This window comes from Bradyrhizobium dasycarpum, from assembly GCF_042019905.1.
In the GTDB taxonomy this organism is placed as follows: domain Bacteria; phylum Pseudomonadota; class Alphaproteobacteria; order Rhizobiales; family Xanthobacteraceae; genus Bradyrhizobium; species Bradyrhizobium japonicum_B.
The window spans coordinates 761,940-779,300 of sequence record NZ_CP169574.1 but is presented as its reverse complement, the minus strand read 5'-3'; the positions used below and the strand labels follow the sequence as shown (position 1 = coordinate 779,300).

Sequence of the window (17,361 nt, the reverse complement as noted above, 5' to 3'; positions counted from 1 at the left end):
GTCAGCAGTTCGTCCTTAGAAAGTCAATGAAAGCGCGGACCCTGGGAATAGCTTGCCGCCCGGGCAGGATCAGCGCCGTGATCGGCTGCGGATCGGCGTCATGGCAGTGCGACAGCAAAGGCACCAGCCTGCCCTGCTTCAAGGCTTCTTCGCCCAGGAAGTCACCGAGGCGAATGAGACCCGCACCTGCCAGTGCGAGGTCGAGAAGCAGTTCGGCGCTGTCGGATCGGACCGTCCCGTTGACGGGAATCGCCACCGGTTTGCCGTCCTCGAACATTGGCCATTGCGCCAGCCGCGAGGTGCCGCTGAGTTGGAGGCAATTGTGCCGCATCAGATCGGCGGGCTGCTCGGGCACGCCATGGCGTTCGAGATAGCGCGGGCTGCCGACGATGATGCGCCTGATCTCGCCGAGGCGCACCGCGATCAAGTCGCTGTCGATGAGTGGGCCGACCCGGATCGTCACGTCGACCTGCTCGCTGAACGGATCGATGCGATGGTCACTGACGCTCAGATCAATCCGGATTTCCGGATATTGCTCCATGAACTGAGGCAGCCGCGGCGCAAGTCGCCGTCGAGCGAACGCGGTGCTGCTGTTGACGCGGATCGGCCCGCGCGGTCGTCCATGGACGGACGCAACGTCAGCCTCGGCGGCCTCGACTGCCGCCAGAATGCTTCGCGCGTGGGCAAGAAACGTTTCCCCTTCCTGCGTCAGGACGAGCCGCCGGGTCGTCCGGTGCAGAAAGCGCCACCCCGAGGCGGCGCTCCAGCCGGCTCACGATGCGGGAAACGCCAGAAGCGGTCAGGCCAGCCTCGGCGCCCACGGCGGCGAAGCTTCCCAGATCGATCGTACGGACAAAGGCGCTAAGGTCGGGGATGGGATGCGAGGCCATATTCGTGACTTCTAGGAATGACAGCTTCTCAATATCGCAATTTATCTCCATCTACAGCACGAATAAGGGTCATCCGTCCAACCACGGAGCCCAAGCTATGCCCCTCGCCCGCATTTCCGTTCCCACCCAGCTTCCGATTGAGCGGGTCCACGCGCTCGCCGATGCCGTCCATGAGGGCCTAGTCGAGACCTGCGGCGTGCCGCCCAAAGATCGGTTTCAGCTCGTTAGCCGTTACGCGCCCGACTTGATGGTCATCGACCCGACATTCCCCAATGTCACGCGCACGGCGGAGGCATCGATCGTCGAGGTCCTTTTTCTCGAGGGACGGACGATCGATCAGAAGAAGCGTCTGTTCCGGTCGATCGCGGAGCGCGCCGTGAGAGCCGGTTTCTCCGGCGACGACATCATGATCGTGCTCACCGAGAACGCGCCGGTGGACTGGTCGCTTGGTCGCGGCCTCGCCTTCGGCGACCAGCACGAACCGCTGGGCACGAGGTCCGACATCGTGTGACCCATGCAGCGGAATCCACGCGCGCATTTCTGTTGGCGCGAACCGCGCACGTTCTCCTCGCGCGACGAGTCAGCTATGCTCGATTCCGGTGCCGCCCACGCCTCCCCCTCCGCCGGGAAAGCAGACCTCATGCCGGGCGATGTGATCATCGGACCGACTGTTCGGGCGCCAGGCATAAGGAGGGATTGCGCTTTCTGCTCGCAATGGGAGGTTTTGACGATGAGACTCTCTGCGCCGATCTATCATCTGAAGCGACGAGCCAGGCGCCTGTCCCGGGAGGAAGGCATTCCGCTGCACGACGCGCTGGACCGCATTGCCAGGACGGAAGGGTTTTCCGCCTGGAGCCTGATCGCAGCGAAAGCCGCCGCGCTGACGCCCGCTAGCAGGCTGTTCCCGCAGGTCCGGCCGGGCGATCTGGTGCTGGTCGGCGCGCGGCCCGGTCAGGGCAAGACGCTGCTGAGCCTCGAACTTGCGGTGGAGGCCATGCGGTCCGGCCAGCGCGCCGCGTTCTTCTCGCTCGAATATACCGAGAAGGATGTTTTGGATCGCTTGCGTGCGATCGGCGTGGAGCCCGCGCAATTCGACAAGCTGTTCGAGGTCGATTGCTCCGACACTATCAGCGCCGACTACGTCGTGAAGCAAATGGCCGCGGCGCCCCGCGGCACCTTCGTGGTGATCGACTATCTGCAACTGCTCGACCAGAGACGCGAAAATCCCGACCTCAACGTTCAGGTGCGCGCGCTGAAATCGTTGGCACGCGGTCAGGGCCTGATCGTTGTCTTCATCTCGCAGATCGACCGATCCTATGACCCCTCGGTCAAGCCCTGCCCCGATCTCGGCGATATCAGGCTGCCGAATCCGCTGGACCTGAAGCTGTTCGACAAGACGTGCTTCCTGAACAATTCCGAAGTTCAGTTCCGCGCCGCGAGCTGACGACAAGACCGCGGGTGAAATACATCGCCCGCGGCCTCCGCCTTATGCTGCCCTCAGCGCCACCCCCAGCTTGCCGGCGATGTAGCGCCGCTCTTGAGTGAGGCCGCCAAAGCCGTAGGCGTCGCCCCTGACCTCGTCGACATGCAGATAGGTCTCGGGATGCAGCGGCCCCAGGATCTCGGCCATGCGCTTGAACATCGCGGCGAGATAGGCCGCCTTCTCATCCTTGGTGTTGGTCCCTTCCGTGACGTGGATGTCGAGCCAGTAGCTTGCAAGCTTCTGCTCGGCCAGCGACTTGCCGCCGGCGAACCAGTCATCGGCATCCACCGGCTTGACGATGATGGCGGTGACCTTGGGATCCTTGTGCAGGATCTCGGCGGTGAGCTCGGACACGGCGTTGGCGATGTCGGCCTTCAGGGACGGCGACTGGCGGGAGTTGCTGTAGGACACGGTGATCAGGGGCATTGTGGCTCTCCTCGAGATGCTGCGCCGGTCAGGCGGCGTTGGCGAGAAGCTAGACCTCCGCTCATCATTTTGATATCTTATCTCTGTTGATATCAATGATAATACTCCATAATGACACCGACGCTCGACATCGCCACCGTGCAGGCCTTCCTGCTGGTCGCCGACCTCCGGAGCTTCACGCGTACCGCCGAAGCGCTCGGCACGACACAGGCGGCGGTCAGCCTGAAGCTGCAGCGGCTGGAGACGCTGCTGGGAAGACGTCTCGTCGAGCGCTCGCCGCGCGCGGTCCGGCTCACCGCCGACGGCGCCAGCTTCCTCGAACGTGCCCGTGTGCTGATCGCGGCGCATGACCGCGCGCTGTCGGATCAGGCACCGGCCACGCAATCGCTCTCGCTCGGCATCTCCGATCATGCGGCAGGGCCGGAGCTGGTGCCGCTGCTCGAACGGCTGCACGCAATGTCGGCAAATCTCACCCTCGCCGTCACCATCGGCTTCTCGCGCGAGATGCAGGATGCTTACGACGCAGGCGAGCTCGATGCGGTGATCGTGCGCCAGGAAGGCAGCCGCCGCGGCGGCGAGAAGCTGACCGAGGACGAGTTCGGCTGGTTCGCCGCACGACGCTTCACCCTGCCGAAAGGCGAGCCGCTGCCGCTCGCGACACTCGCCCCGCCCTGCGGCGTCCGCGCCATCGCCGTGCGCGCGCTCGACAAGGCCGGTCTCGCCTGGCGTGAACGCTTCGTCGGCGGCGGTGTCACGGCGGTGGTCGCTGCGACGCTCGCCGGCCTTGCCATCGCACCGCTGGCGCGACGGATCGCGCCTGCCGGCCTGGTCGACATCGGCCCGGTGCACAAGCTGCCGAAGCTCGGCAGCTCCAAAGTGATGCTGCATTCGAAGGTCAGCGATCCCGCCAAGCTTGCCGCGCTGCGGACGGTGGCGACGACGTTCCGGAGCGTGAGGGCCTGAGGGCGCTCTGGCGCTCCGGTACGGAAGACCTGCCTAAAAATGTCACACCCGGCGGGAACCATCCGCCGCCTGCGGCGTTTGTCCCCGTCGAGGCGGGGTTTGGGAATGGTCGAAAAGTTCAGTCAACAGAGAGACTTGTTCGAGAGCGAACGCAGTTTCCGGCTGTTGGTTGAGGGAGTTGCGGACTACGCCCTCTATATGCTCGATCCCAAGGGGATCATCACCAGCTGGAACATCGGCGGCGAGCGCATCAAGGGCTATTCGCCCGGGGAGATCCTCGGCCAGCACTTCTCCCGCTTCTACACCGAGACCGACCGCGCCAACGGCAAGCCGGCCCGTGCGCTCGGTATCGCCAGGGAAAAGGGCCGCTATGAGGAGGAAGGCTGGCGCGTCCGCAAGGACGGCACGTTCTTCTGGGCCAGCGTCGTGATCGATCCGATCTACGAGGACGGCGAACTGGTCGGATTCGCCAAGATCACGCGCGACATCACCGAACGCCGCAATGCCCAGATCAAGCTCGAGGCGATGCAGAAGCAGCTCGCCGAGTCCCAGAAGTTCGACGCGCTCGGTCAACTCACCGGCGGGGTCGCCCACGACTTCAACAACCTCCTGATGATCATCAGCGGCAGCCTCCATATGCTGAAGCGAGGGGCCGACGACGCGGCCAAGCTCCAGCGCGCGATCTCGGCGATCGAGACCGCCACCAGGCGCGGCGCGGCGCTGACCAATCAATTGCTCACCTTCGCGCGGCGGCAGAGCGTTAACCCGCAGGCGATCGACTTCGCCGAACGCATCGCCGCGATCCGCGAGGTGCTCGATGCCGGCGTCGGCAGCTCCGTCCGGCTGGCATTCGACATAGACCGCGACGTCTGGCCGATCAAGACCGACGCCTCCGAACTCGAGACCGCGCTGCTCAACCTCGTCATCAATGCTCGCGACGCCATGCCCGACGGCGGCACGGTGACCATCGGCGCGCACAACGTCGTGCTGGACGAAGCGTCCCTCGCCGGCGATTTCGTCGCGATCGGCGTCACCGACACCGGGCTCGGCATCCCCTCCGACGTGCTCGACAAGATCTTCGAGCCGTTCTTCACGACCAAGCCGATCGGAAAGGGCACGGGCCTCGGCCTGTCCCAGGTGCACGGCTTCGCGCATCAGGCCGGCGGCACCGTGAAGGTCGCAAGCGAACTCGGCAAGGGCACGACCTTCACCGTGCTTTTGCCGCGCGGAGAAGACGCGCCATCGCAGGACACGCAGGGGGAGCCGGCGTTCCACGGCAGCGGCACAGTGTTGCTGGTGGAGGACAATCCGGACGTCGCAGTCGTCAGCATTGGCCTGCTGGAGCAGCTCGGCTACCAGGTGCGCCGCGTCGCCGACGCCGAGGCGGCCTTGCGCGAGATCGAGACCAACGGCGTCGACTTCGTATTCTCGGACATCGTCATGCCCGGCAAGATGGACGGCCTCACCCTCGCCTATCATCTCCGCCAGATTCGCCCCGGCCTGCCGATCCTGCTCGCCACCGGCTACAGCGAGGTCGCCGCCGGCGTGCGTGGCGACTTCCCGATCCTGCGCAAGCCATACGAGATCCACGAGCTCAGCGAAGCCATCGCCAAGCTGCCGAGGTGAGGGATCACTTCCTCACCTCTCCCCGCAAGTACGGGGCGAGGGAGCGCACCGTCTGCGCGGCAAGCACCTACACCGTCGGCAGGACCGAAAACGCTTCCCCTGCCCGGCGCAGATTCAGCTCATCCGCACCGGCGGTCTCGCTCGTCACGCTGTCGACGCGCGAGGATGGCGGGCCGTGGCGACACAGGGCGACCATGTCGGCGACGTGTTTCGGCGTGCCGGCGAACAGCGCTTCCACGCTGCCGTCGCGGCGATTGCGAACCCACCCCTCGAGGCCGCTCGCCGTCGCCTGATACTCGACCCAGGCCCGGTAGCCGACGCCCTGCACGCGCCCGCGGATCATCACCTGGAGAATCGCCCGGCTCATTTTTTCAGTCCGAGGAGGTCGGTGCCGCGCGCCCGGACATCGGCCTCGCGCATGACACGGGCCGTCAGCTCCGACGATGCGAGCCCTTTGAGATTTTTCGGCGACGCACCTTCGAGGAGCGCCTTCAGGGTCTCGTACACGGCCTGTGTCGCGGCCGCGATCGGCGCATGACCCTGGAGCGCGATGCGGACGCGCCGACCCGCGAGGTAATCGAGCGCGCTCAAGTCCTCGGGCGCCCCGCCGAGCACGATCGGCAGGCGCGTCGCAGCGCTCACCGCCTCGAGCTCGGCGCGCGACTTGATGCCGGTGAAGAACAGCGCATCGACACCGGCGGCTTCGTAAGCGTTGGCGCGGCGGATCGCGTCGTCGAGCGAGGTGATCGAGGGCGCTCCCGTGCGGCCCATGATGACCAGCGAGGCATCGCTGCGGCCGCCGAGCGCCGCCTTCATCTTGCCGACGCCCTCCTCGAGCGAGATCAGCTGCGTCTTCGCCTCGCCAAAGGCAGCCGGCAGCAGCGTGTCCTCGATGGTGAGGCCGGCGGCGCCCGCCGCTTCCAGCTCCTGCACGGTGCGGCGCACGTTGAGCGCATTGCCGTAGCCGTGATCGGCATCGACCAGAACGGGGAGTGTTGCGGCGCGCGACATCCGCCGCATCTGCTCGGCAAGCTCGGTGAGCGTGATCAGCGTGACATCGGGATCGCCGAGCACGGCGAGCGAGGCAACCGAACCGCCGAACATGCCGAGCGGAAAGCCGAGATCCTCGGCGATGCGGATCGAGATGGCGTCGTAGACCGAGCCGGGATGGACGCAAGCTGCGCCCGCCAGGATGGCGCGAAGTTTCTCGCGGCGGGAACGAAAGGCCATGGATGCCTCACTCCAAATTCCTCATCCTGAGGGCGCGCTCTTGCGCGCGTCTCGAAGGATGCAGGCCCGGCTGGTGGCCTCGCCCTTCGAGACGCCGCGAAGACGCGGCTCCTCAGGGTGAGGGTCTTCTGTCGTGCCCGAAGCGCTCTTACGCAAACTCCAGGATCAGCGCGTCCACCGCCAGCGTCGCGCCGGCACTGGCGTGGATCTTCTTCACCGTGCCGTCCTGCTCGGCGCGCAGCACGTTCTGCATTTTCATGGCTTCGACCACCGCCAGCGTCTCGCCGGCCTTGACCTCCTGCCCCTCGCTGACCGCGATCGAGACCACGAGGCCGGGCATCGGACAGAGCAGCTTCTTGCCGCTGTCGGAGGCCGTCGTCACCGGCATCAGCCGCGCCGAGGTCGCCTCCGCTTCGGTCCAGACATAGACCGGCACCTCGACACCCTGATGCGCGAGGCGGATACCGTTCGGGATCGGGCGCGCCTGCACCGCGACGAGGTGGCCGTCGATGGTGCCCTGCCAGACCGGATCGCCCGGCTTCCATGGCGAGACCAGCAGATGCGCGTTGCCGGCCTTGCCGTTGGCATCGATGAAGCGGATCGCGATGGCCTCGCCTTCGCGCGCGATCTCGAGCTGGATCTCCTGGCGGTCGAGCCAGACCGCGCGGCGCCGCTCGCGCTGCACGACGCGGCCGCCCATTTGGCCCGAGATCTGCCGCTTGCGCTCACCCAGCACGTGATCGATGGCGGCGCCGACCGCGGCGATGCGCCGTGCGACCTCGCCTTCCGGCACGCGCACCGCAAACCCCTTGGGGAATTCCTCGGCAATGAAGCCGGTCGACAGCCGCCCCTCGCGCCAGCGCGGATGATGCATCAAGGCCGACAGGAACGGGATGTTGTGCCTGATGCCGTCGACATAGAACGAATCCAGCGCGGTCGACTGCGCCTCGATCGCGGCGGCACGCGAGGGCGCGTGGGTGACGAGCTTGGCGATCATCGGATCGTAGTGGATCGAGATCTCGCCGCCCTCCTGCACGCCGGTGTCGTTGCGGATGGTGATGCCGTCCTGGCTCGCTTCCGCCGGCGGGCGATACTTCACGAGCCGCCCGATCGAGGGCAGGAAGTTGCGGAACGGATCTTCGGCATAGAGGCGGGATTCCACCGCCCAGCCCGTCAGCGTGACGTCCTTCTGCGCGATGGCGAGCTTCTCGCCGCTCGCAACGCGGATCATCTGCTCGACGAGATCGATGCCGGTCACGAGCTCGGTGACGGGATGCTCGACCTGAAGGCGCGTGTTCATCTCCAGGAAATAGAAGCTCTTGTCCTGGCCGGCGACGAACTCGACGGTGCCGGCGGAATCATAGTTCACGGCCTTGGCCAGCGCGACCGCCTGCTCGCCCATCTTGCGGCGGGTGGCCTCGTCGAGCAGCGGCGACGGCGCCTCCTCGATGACCTTCTGGTTGCGGCGCTGGATCGAGCATTCGCGCTCGCCGAGATAGATCACGTTGCCGTGCTTGTCGCCCAGCACCTGGATCTCGATGTGGCGGGGGTCGACGATGAACTTTTCGACGAAGACGCGGTCGTCGCCGAACGAGGCCTTCGCCTCGGCCTTGGCGAGATTGAAGCCTTCGGCGACCTCGGCCTTCGAATTCGCGATGCGCATGCCCTTGCCGCCGCCGCCTGCGGAGGCCTTGATCATGACGGGGTAGCCGATTTCGTCGGCGATCTTGACCGCGTGGTTGCCGTCCTCGATGACGCCGAGATAGCCGGGCACGGTCGAGACCTTGGCCTTCGCGGCCGCCTTCTTCGACTCGATCTTGTCGCCCATCGCCGCGATCGCGCCGGGGTTGGGACCGATGAAGACGATCCCGGCCGCCTCCAGCGCGCGCGGAAACGCCTCGCGCTCGGACAGGAAGCCGTAGCCGGGGTGCACGGCTTGCGCGCCCGTCTTGCGGCAGGCTTCCACGATCTTCTCGATCACCAGATAGCTCTCGGCAGCCGCCGGCGGGCCGATCAGCACGGCCTCGTCGGCCATCTCGACATGGAGGGCGTCGCGGTCGGCCTCGGAATAGACCGCAACCGTCTGAATTCCCATACGGCGCGCGGTCTTGATGACCCGGCAGGCGATTTCGCCGCGATTGGCGATCAGAATGCGTTTGAACATGCTTTTTCTTGAGTCTCGACCTTGGGCGGGACCCTTCCCTGACCGTTGGGGCCTATGCGGGACGGGCCGTGTGGCTTCCGTGGTACATCAAAATGGGCCGGAGGCAACGGTCTAAATCCGGCCCGCCCTGGCGTACCAGCGCAAGACCGAAACCGGCTTGGGAACGGGCTGGCGGGCCGCGGCCGCCTTACGCCTAACCCGGCCTCGACGCGGACTTGGCCACGTCCCGGACCAGGCCGTGAATGAAGCCGAGCTTACCGACCACCGCAGGCGACAGGATGAAGGGATAGAGGTCGCGCAGGCCCATGGCGCGGTTGACGCTGTTCATGGCGAAGGTGAAGGGCAGCCAGGCGTTGACCAGCGCCTCGACATCCCTGGCCTCGTAGGGGTTGAAGCGGATGCGCGCCGTCAACTCCCCGTCGCGGTCGACCTTGGGGCGCACCTCCATGCCGAACTCGCCGGCCATCTCCAGAGCATCCACGATGTGGACATAGTGCGCCCAGGTCTCGGCGAAGTCTTCCCAGGGATGGGTGGTGGCGTAGGCCGAGACGTAGGTCTGCTGCCAGTCCGGCGGCGGGCCTTCGGCATAATGGCGCTGCAGGGCCTGGCCGTAATCGATGGAATCGTCACCGAACACCGCGCGGCATTCCTCGAGCTTGCCGCCGCCCTGCACCAGCACGTCCCAGAAATAGTGCCCGACCTCGTGGCGGAAATGCCCGAGCAGCGTGCGGTACGGCTCGCCCATCTCGAGGCCTGCGCCGCTCGCGCTCGATGGTATCGGCTTCGGTGAGCGCGATCGTGATCAGACCGTTGTCGTGGCCAGTCAGGATCCTCTCGCCGCTGTTTGGATCGTCGGCGAGGAAATTGAAGATCAGCCCATGCTCGGGGTCCTCCTGCCGCGTCCGGAGCGGCAGCTTCCAGCGGATCAGGGAATAGAACAGACGGTGTTTCGCCACCTCCAGCTCGCGCCAGCCGGCGAGCTGGGCCGGATCCGAGAGGTTCGGCACCATCCCGTTGTGGCGGCAGGCGCGGCAATAGCCGGTGGCATCGCCCGCGTCGGTAAGCCAGTTGCAGGCGTCGTATTCGGCGTTCCGGCACAGCATCCGGCTTTCGCCCTTGCTGGCCAGCATCCTCCAGGCTTCGCCGTCCGGCTCGATCGCCGACATCGTCTCCTGATCGGGCAGGAACGCGACCTGATGGCCGCAGCGTTCGCAGGCGCGATTTTCGAAATACAGCACGTTGCCGCAGGCCTGGCAGAGAAAGAGCTTCAAGATTTAGCCTCTTTGGAAAGGAGAGCTTCATGGAAGCTGCTCATTGCGCCTCGCGACGACGCGTCCGCCGGCCGATCGTTCCAGTCTCTGGAACAAATTGCCAGATTGGGCATTGGCATGACGCAGTCCTTCCGGTCCGCGCAAGTCACATTTTCCCGCGAGGCGCTGCCTCGTAGCAATGGCCATCACGCTCCGTCTGTGTGAATATCGCTCCGGCATGTGCGCTCCCGCATGACAACGGCCGATGCCTTGAACGATCCCTTGCCCGAGACCATCGCCGCCGAGAGGCTGCGTCAACACCTCGAAGACGTCGCGCGCGAGCGCGACAATGCCTATCGCGCACTCCAGGAGCGCGAGGCCGAGCTGGCGCGCGTCCAGCGCATCGGCAAGGTCGGGGGCGTCGAGGTCGACTTCCGCGAGGGCTTCAAGAATCGCCGTTCACCCGAGTATCTGATCATCCACGGCCTGCCACCGGAAGCGGCCGAGGAATCGCACGAGGATTGGGTCAATCGTCTCCATCCCGACGACCGCGACGCCGCCGTCAAGCACTTCATCGATACGCTCGCCGGCACCAGCGAAGATTACACCGCCGAATACCGCATCATCCGCCCCAATGACGGCGAGACCCGCTGGATCCGGGTCGTCGCCAAGATCGAACGCGACAAGGATGGCCGCGCCGTCCGCCTCGTCGGCGCCCATATCGACATCACCGACCAGATGCACGCCCGCGAGACTCTGCGCGAAAGCGAGGAGCGCTTCCGCCTGATCGCCGACAGCGCACCGGTGCCGATCTGGGTGACCAAGCTCGACCGCAAGCGCTCCTTCGCCAACCAGGCCTATGTCGACTTCGTCGGCCTGCCCTACGACCAGGCCATCGACTTCGACTGGCGCAAGGTGCTGCACCCCGACGACCTGCCGCACGTGCTGCAGCAATCCGTCCAGGGCGAAGCGTCGCTCAAGCCCTTCGTGCTGGAAGCGCGTTACAGGAACGCCAGCGGCGAATGGCGCTGGCTGCGCTCGGAATCGCAGCCGCGCTGGGACCCCACCGGCAAGCATATCGGCTTCATCGGCGTGGCCCACGACATCACCGTCGCCAAGCAGGCCGAGATCGAGCTGCGACAACTCAACGAGACGCTGGAACAGCGCATCGCCGAGCGCACTGCCGAGCTCGAGTCCAACGAGTCCCGGCTCCGCGCCATCCTGGCCACCAGCAACCAATATCAGGGCCTGGTCAACCTCGAGGGCGAATTGCTCTATGCCAACCGCACCGCGCTCGACGGCATCAGGGCCAGCGCCGCGGACGTGATCGGAAAGCCGTTTTGGGACACGCCCTGGTTCACCGGCACCGACGGCATGAGCGCCACCGTGCGCGAGGCTTTCCACGCCGTGCTCAAAGGCGAAGCGGTGCGGCTCGAGATGCGCCTTCGCCTTCCCATCGGCGAGCGCGATTTCGACTTCGGGATGCGCCCCGTGCTCGACCGTCACGGCAACATCACCGGCGCGGTGCCCGAGGCCGTCGACATCACCGAGCGCCGCCGCGGCGAGGAAGCCTTGCGGCAGTCGCAGAAGATGGAGGCGATCGGCCAACTTACCGGCGGCGTCGCGCACGACTTCAACAACCTCCTCACCATCATCCGCTCGGCCACCGATTTTCTGCGACGCCGCGAGCTGCCGGAAGAGCGTCGCCGCCGCTATGTCGATGCCATCTCCGAGACGGTGGAACGCGCCTCCAAGCTGACCGCGCAGCTGCTGGCATTCGCGCGCCGGCAGCCGCTGAAACCCCAGATCTTCAACGTCGGCAGCCAGGTCGAGGCCGTCGCGCAACTGGTCCGGCCGCTGGTCGGCGGCCGGATCGACATCGCGGTGGAGATTGACGACGCCGACTGCTTCACCGTCGCCGACATCGCCCAGTTCGAGACCGCGCTGATCAACCTCGCCATCAACGCCCGCGACGCCATGGACGGCGAAGGCCGCCTCACCATCGCCGTGCGCAAGGTCGCTGGCATCCCCAGCCTGCGCGCGCAGTCTGCGCGCAGCGGCGATTACGTCGCCATCTCCGTCGCCGACACCGGCAGCGGCATCGCGCCGGAGCATCTCGAATCGATCTTCGAGCCGTTCTTCACCACCAAGGAGGTCGGCAAGGGCACCGGCCTCGGCCTAAGCCAGGCCTTCGGCTTCGCGAAGCAGTCCGAGGGCGACATCGCGGTGACGAGCATGCAAGGCAAGGGCGCGACCTTCACCATCTACCTGCCGCAAGCCCACAGCCCTGTCGCCGAGAAGGAAAGCCGCGGCGCTGACCCATGAGGCCGCCACCACCGGGCGCGGCTACCGCGTGCTCGTGGTGGAGGACAATGACGATGTCGGCCAGTTCTCGACCGAGCTGCTGGAAGATCTCGGCTATGTCGTCCGCCGCGTCGCCAACGCCAACGCGGCCCTCGCCATCCTCGGCGAGAACGAATTCGCCGTCGACCTCGTCTTCTCCGACGTCATCATGCCCGGCATGAACGGCGTCGAGCTCGCCGGCATCATCCGCGAGCGCTATCCCGGCCTACCCGTAGTGCTCACCTCCGGCTACAGCAACGTGCTCGCCGAAAACGCCCATCGCGGTTTCGAACTGATCCAGAAGCCCTATTCGGTCGAATCGCTGTCGCGCATCCTGCGCAAGGCGATCACGGAGAAGCTATCCGTTGCGCGATGAATGTGCATCAAAACGCGCTGTCGTCCCGGACAAGCGCGCAAAAAGCGCGCGCCGATCCGGGACCCATACTACCAGACGGACGTTGTAGCGTGAGCTGGTAGCCGACAATCTTCGCCCAACTTCATCCTGTGGCTATGGATCCCGGATCTGCGCTTGCGCTTGTCCGGGACGACAGTCGAGTGTTTGGCGGGTCGCGATCCACACAACGACGATCGAGAAACCGATGTCCAGCGAAAATCCCGACGAGGCGAGGCGCGCCGGCCGTGCGCTGGACGCGGCCAATTTCTTCCTCGCCGACGTTCGCGACGGGCTCGGCCCTTATCTCGCGGTCCATCTTCTCACCGAGCAGCATTGGAACGAGGCTCGCATCGGCCTCGTGATGTCGATCGCAACGCTTGCCGGCATCGTCGCGCAGACGCCGGCCGGCGCACTGGTCGACGCCACACGGGCGAAGCGGCTGGTGATGGCGGCCGCCGCAATTCTGGTGACGCTCGCCTCGCTCTCGCTGCCGTTGTTCCCCAACCTCCTGCCGGTGATGATCTCGCAAGGCATCGCGCAAGCCGCTGCCGTGGTCTTCCCGCCGGCGATCGCCGCCGTCTCCCTCGGCATCTTCGGGCATGCCGCGTTTACCCGGCGCATCGGCCGCAACGAGACTTTCAACCACGCCGGCAACGCGGTCGCGGCGGGCATCGCCGGCCTCACCGCCTACTGGTTCGGACCGACCGTCGTGTTCTACCTTCTCGGCGCCATGGCGATCGCGAGCCTCGTCAGCATCCTGGCGATCCCCGAACGGGCCATCGACCACGATCTGGCGCGCGGACTGCACCACTCTCCTATCAACAGCGCACCCGAACAACCCTCGGGCCTTGGCGTGCTCCTGACCTGCCGCCCGCTGCTCATCTTCGCGATCTGCGTTGTCCTGTTTCACCTCTCCAACGCCGCGATGCTGCCGCTGGTCGGGCAAAAGCTCGCGCTCCAGGACAAGAACATCGGCACCAGCCTGATGTCGGCGTGCATCGTTGCGGCGCAAGTGGTGATGGTGCCGTTCGCGATGCTGGTTGGCGCACGGGCCGACCGCTGGGGGCACAAGCGGTTCTTCCTTGCCGCATTGTTGATCCTGCCGGTCCGCGGTGCCCTCTATACGCTCTCCGACAATCCGTTCTGGCTGGTCGGCGTGCAGCTGCTGGATGGCGTCGGCGCCGGCATTTTCGGGGCAATATTTCCCGTCATCGTCGCCGACCTCATGCGCAACACCGGCCGCTTCAACGTCGCACAGGGCGCCGTCATCACGGCCCAGAGCATTGGTGCAGCGCTATCGACGACACTGGCGGGCCTGGTCGTGGTCGGTGCGGGCTACAGCGCAGCATTCATCACCCTCGGCGCCGTGGCGGCGATCGGCGCCGTGATCTGCCTCCTGGCCTTGCCCGAGACGCGGCAAAGCGGCGATGGCGATCCGCGCCCGCGGGGGAAGACAGCGGCGCCGGCATCGGTTATCGCTGCCGAATGAATCCAACCTCATTCGAGAACTGAACCGTGCCGTCTGACGCCATCTGGGCCTGGAGCATCATCGCTGTCGCGACCGCTTGCGTCATCATTCGTCCGTTTCGCCTGCCCGAGGCGGTCTGGGCCGTGATCGGCGCGAGCGCGCTGGTGCTGCTCGGCCTGCTGCCATGGCAGGACGCGCTCACCGGCATCGAGAAAGGCCTCGACGTCTACCTCTTCCTGATCGGCATGATGCTGATCGCCGAGCTGGCGCGGCTCGAGGGCCTGTTCGACTATCTCGCCGCGCTCGCGGTGGAATATGCGGCCGGCTCGCCGCAGCGGCTGTTCCTGCTGATCTATCTCGTCGGCACGCTGGTGACGGTGCTGCTCTCCAACGACGCCACCGCGATCGTGCTGACGCCCGCCGTCTATGCCGCGACGCGCGCGGCCGGCGCAAAGCCGCTGCCCTATCTGTTCGTCTGCGCCTTCATCGCCAATGCCGCGAGCTTCGTGCTGCCGATCTCCAACCCGGCCAATCTCGTCGTGTTCGGCGCGCGCATGCCGCACCTGACCGAATGGCTGCGCCTGTTCGCCCTGCCCTCGGCGGCCTCGATCCTGCTCACTTACGTGGTCCTGCGCCTGACCCAGCACCGCGCGCTGAAGGAGGAGACGATCGCCCGCAGCGTGCCGCATCCCAAGCTCGGCCGCGGCGGCAAGCTGACGGCTGTCGGCATCGTCGCGATCGGCGTCGTGCTGGTCACGGCGTCGGCGCTGGACAAGCAACTGGGCCTGCCGACCTTCATCTGCGGCGGCGTGACGGCCGCAATCGTGCTGCTGCTCAGCCGGCAGTCTCCCTTGCCGGTGCTGCGGGGCGTGTCCTGGAGCGTGCTGCCGCTGGTCGGCGGGCTCTTCGTCATGGTGGAGGCGCTGATCAGGACCGGCGTGATCGCGCAGCTCAGCGCGCTGCTGCACCAGGCGGTGGCGCAATCGGTCCCCCAGGCAGCCTGGAGCGTCGGCATCGCGACCGCGCTCGCCGACAACATCGCCAACAACCTGCCGGTCGGCCTCGTCGCCAGCTCGGTCGCCGCCAGCGATCATTTGCCCGCACCGGTCGTCAGCGCCATCCTGATCGGCGTCGACCTCGGCCCCAACCTGTCGGTGACCGGATCGCTCGCCACCATCCTCTGGCTGGTCGCGCTCCGCCGGGAAAAGATCGAGGTCGGCGCCTGGCCGTTCCTCAAGCTCGGTCTGCTGGTGACGCCGCCCGCGTTGATCGCCGCCTTGGCGGCGGCCATCAGGTAAGGCGGGCTGGACGAAGCTTTCGAAAAGAAGTGCAGCTATTTGCGGTGCGTCAATGCCGGTGGCGACGCCGTGGCTAAGAATCCAGTGTCGCGCAAATCAGGTCGATATCGCGCGATAAGGAAGGTTCATCATGCCGATCCAATCGAAGGCGTTGCCGCGGAGCTCCCTTCTGCGCCGCGCGATCCGGAGCTTCACCGCATCGAGCGAGAGCGGCGCCGAGACCGCCCACCCCCTGCTGGTCATCTCCGCATTGGTGCTGTTCACCCTGTTCGCCATCGTGGAGATCGACCTCCACTCCGCCCAGCTTCAGGCGATCGGCCTGCTCGGTCATGGCACGGGAATCGATCCGGTCTTCCTGGGTCCGTAGTCGCCGGCGCGCAGCTTCCGGAAAACGTCTCCCGATCGCGGCGATAACGCCGCGACCGGGCCGCCCTTCTCAGTCGTTTTCGTAGCCGTAGACCTCCGGCAGGATGAAGATCGCGGCAAGCAATCCGATCAGCGGAAAGATCGCGACCATCAGCGTGGCATTGGCCTGGCCGATCGCTGCGAACACCGTCGGAAACAGGAAGATCGCCAGGAACGACGGCAGCTTCACGAACATGTAGGCGAAGCCGCTCGCGGTGCCGCGATATTTGGGCCTGGCGACCATGGTCGGGATCGTCATGCAGTTCGACGCGTCCCAATAATGGCCCCACAGCATCGCAGCGGCCGCGAACGGCAGCAGGATCGTGTTGTCGGTGTAGAGCGCGAAAGCCGCGACCAGCAGCGCGGCCAGCACGATCGAGAAGCCCGCGATCGAGATGCCGCGGTGACCGATCTTCGGCGTCAGCAGCGGACCGACCCAGCCCGACAACGCGGCGAAGGAGAACAGCGCCATCGTCACCAGATTGATGCCGAGCACGCTCGACACGCCGACCATGACGAAGAGGACCGGCAGATAGAACGCGAAGGTCGAGAACTCGCTGGCCTGCACAAAGCAGGCGATCCAGCCGTAGATCGTCGCACGCCAGCGGATCGGATCCTTCCTGAGATCGGCAAGGAATGCCCGGGTCGAGACCTTCGGCACCTCGACGTCCCGGTCCGGCAGCATGTCGAGATTGTCGTTGAACATCTCGCGCGCGACCTGCTTGGCCTCGCGGTAGCGGCCCTTCTGCACCAGCCATACCGCCGTCTCCGGCACGTCGTGCCGCATGATCAGGATGATCAGCGCCGGCACCGCGCCGAGGCCGAGTGTCACCCGCCACAGCAGCTCGTGATTCATGTCGATCAGGAGGAAGATCACGATGACGCCGATGGTGAGGACCTCGCCGACCGCGAACATGAACTGCCAGCGGTTGCCCATGACCTCGCGCTCACCCTTGGCCATGGATTCCATGATGTAGGTGTAGCCGGTCGAGATGTCCGAGCCGAGCGGAATGCCGAGCAGGAAGCGGATCACGATCAGCCAGGTGATATCGGGCACGAAGGCCTGCGCGAGCGCCAGCACGATGAACAGCACCATCGTGGCCAGGAACATGACGCGGCGGCCGATCTTGTCGGAGAGCCAGCCGCCGAGCAGCGCGCCGATCAGCGCGCCGCCCTGCGTGCCCGCCGCGGCAAGGCCGAGCATCAGTGCGGTGGGGTTGTACTGTTCCTTGATGAAGATCAGCACGAAGGCGATCGAATAGAGGTCCCAGGCCTCGACCAGGATCGAGGCCATCATCAGCCAGCCGACCTTGTTGCCCTTGGGGCTGTAATTGGTGATGAGGTAGCGGACCGCGGCTTCGCTCGCGGTCGGTTGTGGCACCGCCATCGTTGACATTTTCTTGGTTCCTCTCTTCGAAACT

Annotated in this window: 14 protein-coding genes and 2 pseudogenes; 8 read left to right on the top strand and 8 right to left on the bottom strand. The window is 65.9% G+C overall.

What is annotated here, in order from left to right; translation table 11 throughout:
* Window position 1: 1 nt before the first annotated feature.
* Together ACETMP_RS04015 and ACETMP_RS04010 are read right to left on the bottom strand one after the other, a co-directional pair.
* Window positions 2–667 (bottom strand): substrate binding domain-containing protein, encoded by a 666-nt coding sequence (locus ACETMP_RS04015; protein ID WP_375161835.1) that lies wholly within the window; start codon window positions 665–667, stop codon window positions 2–4.
* On the bottom strand, window positions 639–890 hold the full coding sequence (locus ACETMP_RS04010; protein WP_375161834.1) for a LysR family transcriptional regulator: 252 nt from the start codon (window positions 888–890) through the stop codon (window positions 639–641). The genes ACETMP_RS04015 and ACETMP_RS04010 overlap by 29 nt, the downstream gene beginning before the upstream one ends.
* A gap of 97 nt (window positions 891–987) precedes the next feature.
* On the opposite strand from ACETMP_RS04010, the gene ACETMP_RS04005 reads away from it, so the two are divergent.
* Window positions 988–1,401, top strand: a complete 414-nt coding sequence (locus ACETMP_RS04005; protein ID WP_375159973.1) for a tautomerase family protein — start codon at window positions 988–990, stop codon at window positions 1,399–1,401.
* 219 nt (window positions 1,402–1,620) lie between these two features.
* The gene (locus ACETMP_RS04000) at window positions 1,621–2,334 is read left to right on the top strand and encodes a DNA helicase (RefSeq protein WP_375159972.1); all 714 of its coding nucleotides are present in this window, start codon (window positions 1,621–1,623) and stop codon (window positions 2,332–2,334) included.
* Between the two features lie 42 nt (window positions 2,335–2,376).
* On the opposite strand, the gene ACETMP_RS03995 is transcribed toward ACETMP_RS04000, so the two are convergent.
* Window positions 2,377–2,799, bottom strand: a complete 423-nt coding sequence (locus tag ACETMP_RS03995) for a 4-oxalocrotonate tautomerase family protein (protein ID WP_375159971.1) — start codon at window positions 2,797–2,799, stop codon at window positions 2,377–2,379.
* Between the two features lie 111 nt (window positions 2,800–2,910).
* Here ACETMP_RS03995 and ACETMP_RS03990 point away from each other — a divergent pair, with 111 nt between their 5' ends.
* Together ACETMP_RS03990 and ACETMP_RS03985 are read left to right on the top strand one after the other, a co-directional pair.
* The gene (locus ACETMP_RS03990; protein WP_375159970.1) at window positions 2,911–3,762 is read left to right on the top strand and encodes a LysR substrate-binding domain-containing protein; all 852 of its coding nucleotides are present in this window, start codon (window positions 2,911–2,913) and stop codon (window positions 3,760–3,762) included.
* Window positions 3,763–3,867: 105 nt separating this feature from the next.
* Window positions 3,868–5,388 (top strand): ATP-binding protein, encoded by a 1,521-nt coding sequence (locus ACETMP_RS03985; protein WP_375159969.1) that lies wholly within the window; start codon window positions 3,868–3,870, stop codon window positions 5,386–5,388.
* Between the two features lie 67 nt (window positions 5,389–5,455).
* On the opposite strand, the gene ACETMP_RS03980 is transcribed toward ACETMP_RS03985, so the two are convergent.
* The 4 genes and pseudogenes from ACETMP_RS03980 to ACETMP_RS03965 all read right to left on the bottom strand — a co-directional run bounded on the left by ACETMP_RS03980 (window position 5,456) and on the right by ACETMP_RS03965 (window position 10,053).
* Window positions 5,456–5,755 carry an acylphosphatase gene (locus ACETMP_RS03980; RefSeq protein ID WP_128918091.1) on the bottom strand — a complete coding sequence of 100 codons (300 nt, stop codon included), beginning with the start codon at window positions 5,753–5,755 and terminating at the stop codon, window positions 5,456–5,458.
* On the bottom strand, window positions 5,752–6,618 hold the full coding sequence (locus ACETMP_RS03975) for an oxaloacetate decarboxylase (RefSeq protein ID WP_375159968.1): 867 nt from the start codon (window positions 6,616–6,618) through the stop codon (window positions 5,752–5,754). Before ACETMP_RS03975 ends, ACETMP_RS03980 begins: the two co-directional genes overlap by 4 nt.
* Window positions 6,619–6,766: 148 nt before the next feature.
* Window positions 6,767–8,782, bottom strand: coding sequence for an acetyl-CoA carboxylase biotin carboxylase subunit (locus tag ACETMP_RS03970; RefSeq protein ID WP_375159967.1), 2,016 nt, complete (start codon window positions 8,780–8,782; stop codon window positions 6,767–6,769).
* Window positions 8,783–8,975: 193 nt separating this feature from the next.
* Window positions 8,976–10,053 (bottom strand): annotated as a pseudogene (locus ACETMP_RS03965) (putative zinc-binding metallopeptidase).
* Between the two features lie 219 nt (window positions 10,054–10,272).
* Between ACETMP_RS03965 and ACETMP_RS03960 the strand changes: the two are divergent.
* The 4 genes and pseudogenes from ACETMP_RS03960 to ACETMP_RS03945 all read left to right on the top strand — a co-directional run bounded on the left by ACETMP_RS03960 (window position 10,273) and on the right by ACETMP_RS03945 (window position 15,902).
* A pseudogene (locus ACETMP_RS03960) lies at window positions 10,273–12,751 on the top strand (PAS domain S-box protein).
* Between the two features lie 223 nt (window positions 12,752–12,974).
* A complete protein-coding gene (locus ACETMP_RS03955) occupies window positions 12,975–14,258 on the top strand; it encodes an MFS transporter (RefSeq protein ID WP_375159966.1) in 1,284 nt (427 codons plus the stop codon).
* 26 nt (window positions 14,259–14,284) lie between these two features.
* Complete coding sequence (locus tag ACETMP_RS03950) at window positions 14,285–15,535, top strand: arsenic transporter (protein WP_375159965.1); 1,251 nt, start codon at window positions 14,285–14,287, stop codon at window positions 15,533–15,535.
* 130 nt (window positions 15,536–15,665) lie between these two features.
* The gene (locus ACETMP_RS03945) at window positions 15,666–15,902 is read left to right on the top strand and encodes a hypothetical protein (protein ID WP_257180467.1); all 237 of its coding nucleotides are present in this window, start codon (window positions 15,666–15,668) and stop codon (window positions 15,900–15,902) included.
* A gap of 69 nt (window positions 15,903–15,971) precedes the next feature.
* Here the strand turns inward: ACETMP_RS03945 and ACETMP_RS03940 are convergent, their stop codons facing one another.
* Window positions 15,972–17,336 carry an MFS transporter gene (locus ACETMP_RS03940; RefSeq protein WP_375159964.1) on the bottom strand — a complete coding sequence of 455 codons (1,365 nt, stop codon included), beginning with the start codon at window positions 17,334–17,336 and terminating at the stop codon, window positions 15,972–15,974.
* Window positions 17,337–17,361: the final 25 nt, after the last annotated feature.

Bases quoted from the DNA above. Each gene is read 5' to 3' on its own strand.
- ACETMP_RS04010 (WP_375161834.1), bottom strand. From the start codon at position 890: ATGGCCTCGCATCCCATCCCCGACCTTAGCGCCTTTGTCCGTACGATC.
- ACETMP_RS04005 (WP_375159973.1), top strand. From the start codon at position 988: ATGCCCCTCGCCCGCATTTCCGTTCCCACCCAGCTTCCGATTGAGCGG.
- ACETMP_RS04000 (WP_375159972.1), top strand. From the start codon at position 1,621: ATGAGACTCTCTGCGCCGATCTATCATCTGAAGCGACGAGCCAGGCGC.
- ACETMP_RS03995 (WP_375159971.1), bottom strand. From the start codon at position 2,799: ATGCCCCTGATCACCGTGTCCTACAGCAACTCCCGCCAGTCGCCGTCC.
- ACETMP_RS03990 (WP_375159970.1), top strand. From the start codon at position 2,911: ATGACACCGACGCTCGACATCGCCACCGTGCAGGCCTTCCTGCTGGTC.
- ACETMP_RS03985 (WP_375159969.1), top strand. From the start codon at position 3,868: ATGGTCGAAAAGTTCAGTCAACAGAGAGACTTGTTCGAGAGCGAACGC.
- ACETMP_RS03980 (WP_128918091.1), bottom strand. From the start codon at position 5,755: ATGAGCCGGGCGATTCTCCAGGTGATGATCCGCGGGCGCGTGCAGGGC.
- ACETMP_RS03975 (WP_375159968.1), bottom strand. From the start codon at position 6,618: ATGGCCTTTCGTTCCCGCCGCGAGAAACTTCGCGCCATCCTGGCGGGC.
- ACETMP_RS03970 (WP_375159967.1), bottom strand. From the start codon at position 8,782: ATGTTCAAACGCATTCTGATCGCCAATCGCGGCGAAATCGCCTGCCGG.
- ACETMP_RS03955 (WP_375159966.1), top strand. From the start codon at position 12,975: ATGTCCAGCGAAAATCCCGACGAGGCGAGGCGCGCCGGCCGTGCGCTG.
- ACETMP_RS03945 (WP_257180467.1), top strand. From the start codon at position 15,666: ATGCCGATCCAATCGAAGGCGTTGCCGCGGAGCTCCCTTCTGCGCCGC.
- ACETMP_RS03940 (WP_375159964.1), bottom strand. From the start codon at position 17,336: ATGTCAACGATGGCGGTGCCACAACCGACCGCGAGCGAAGCCGCGGTC.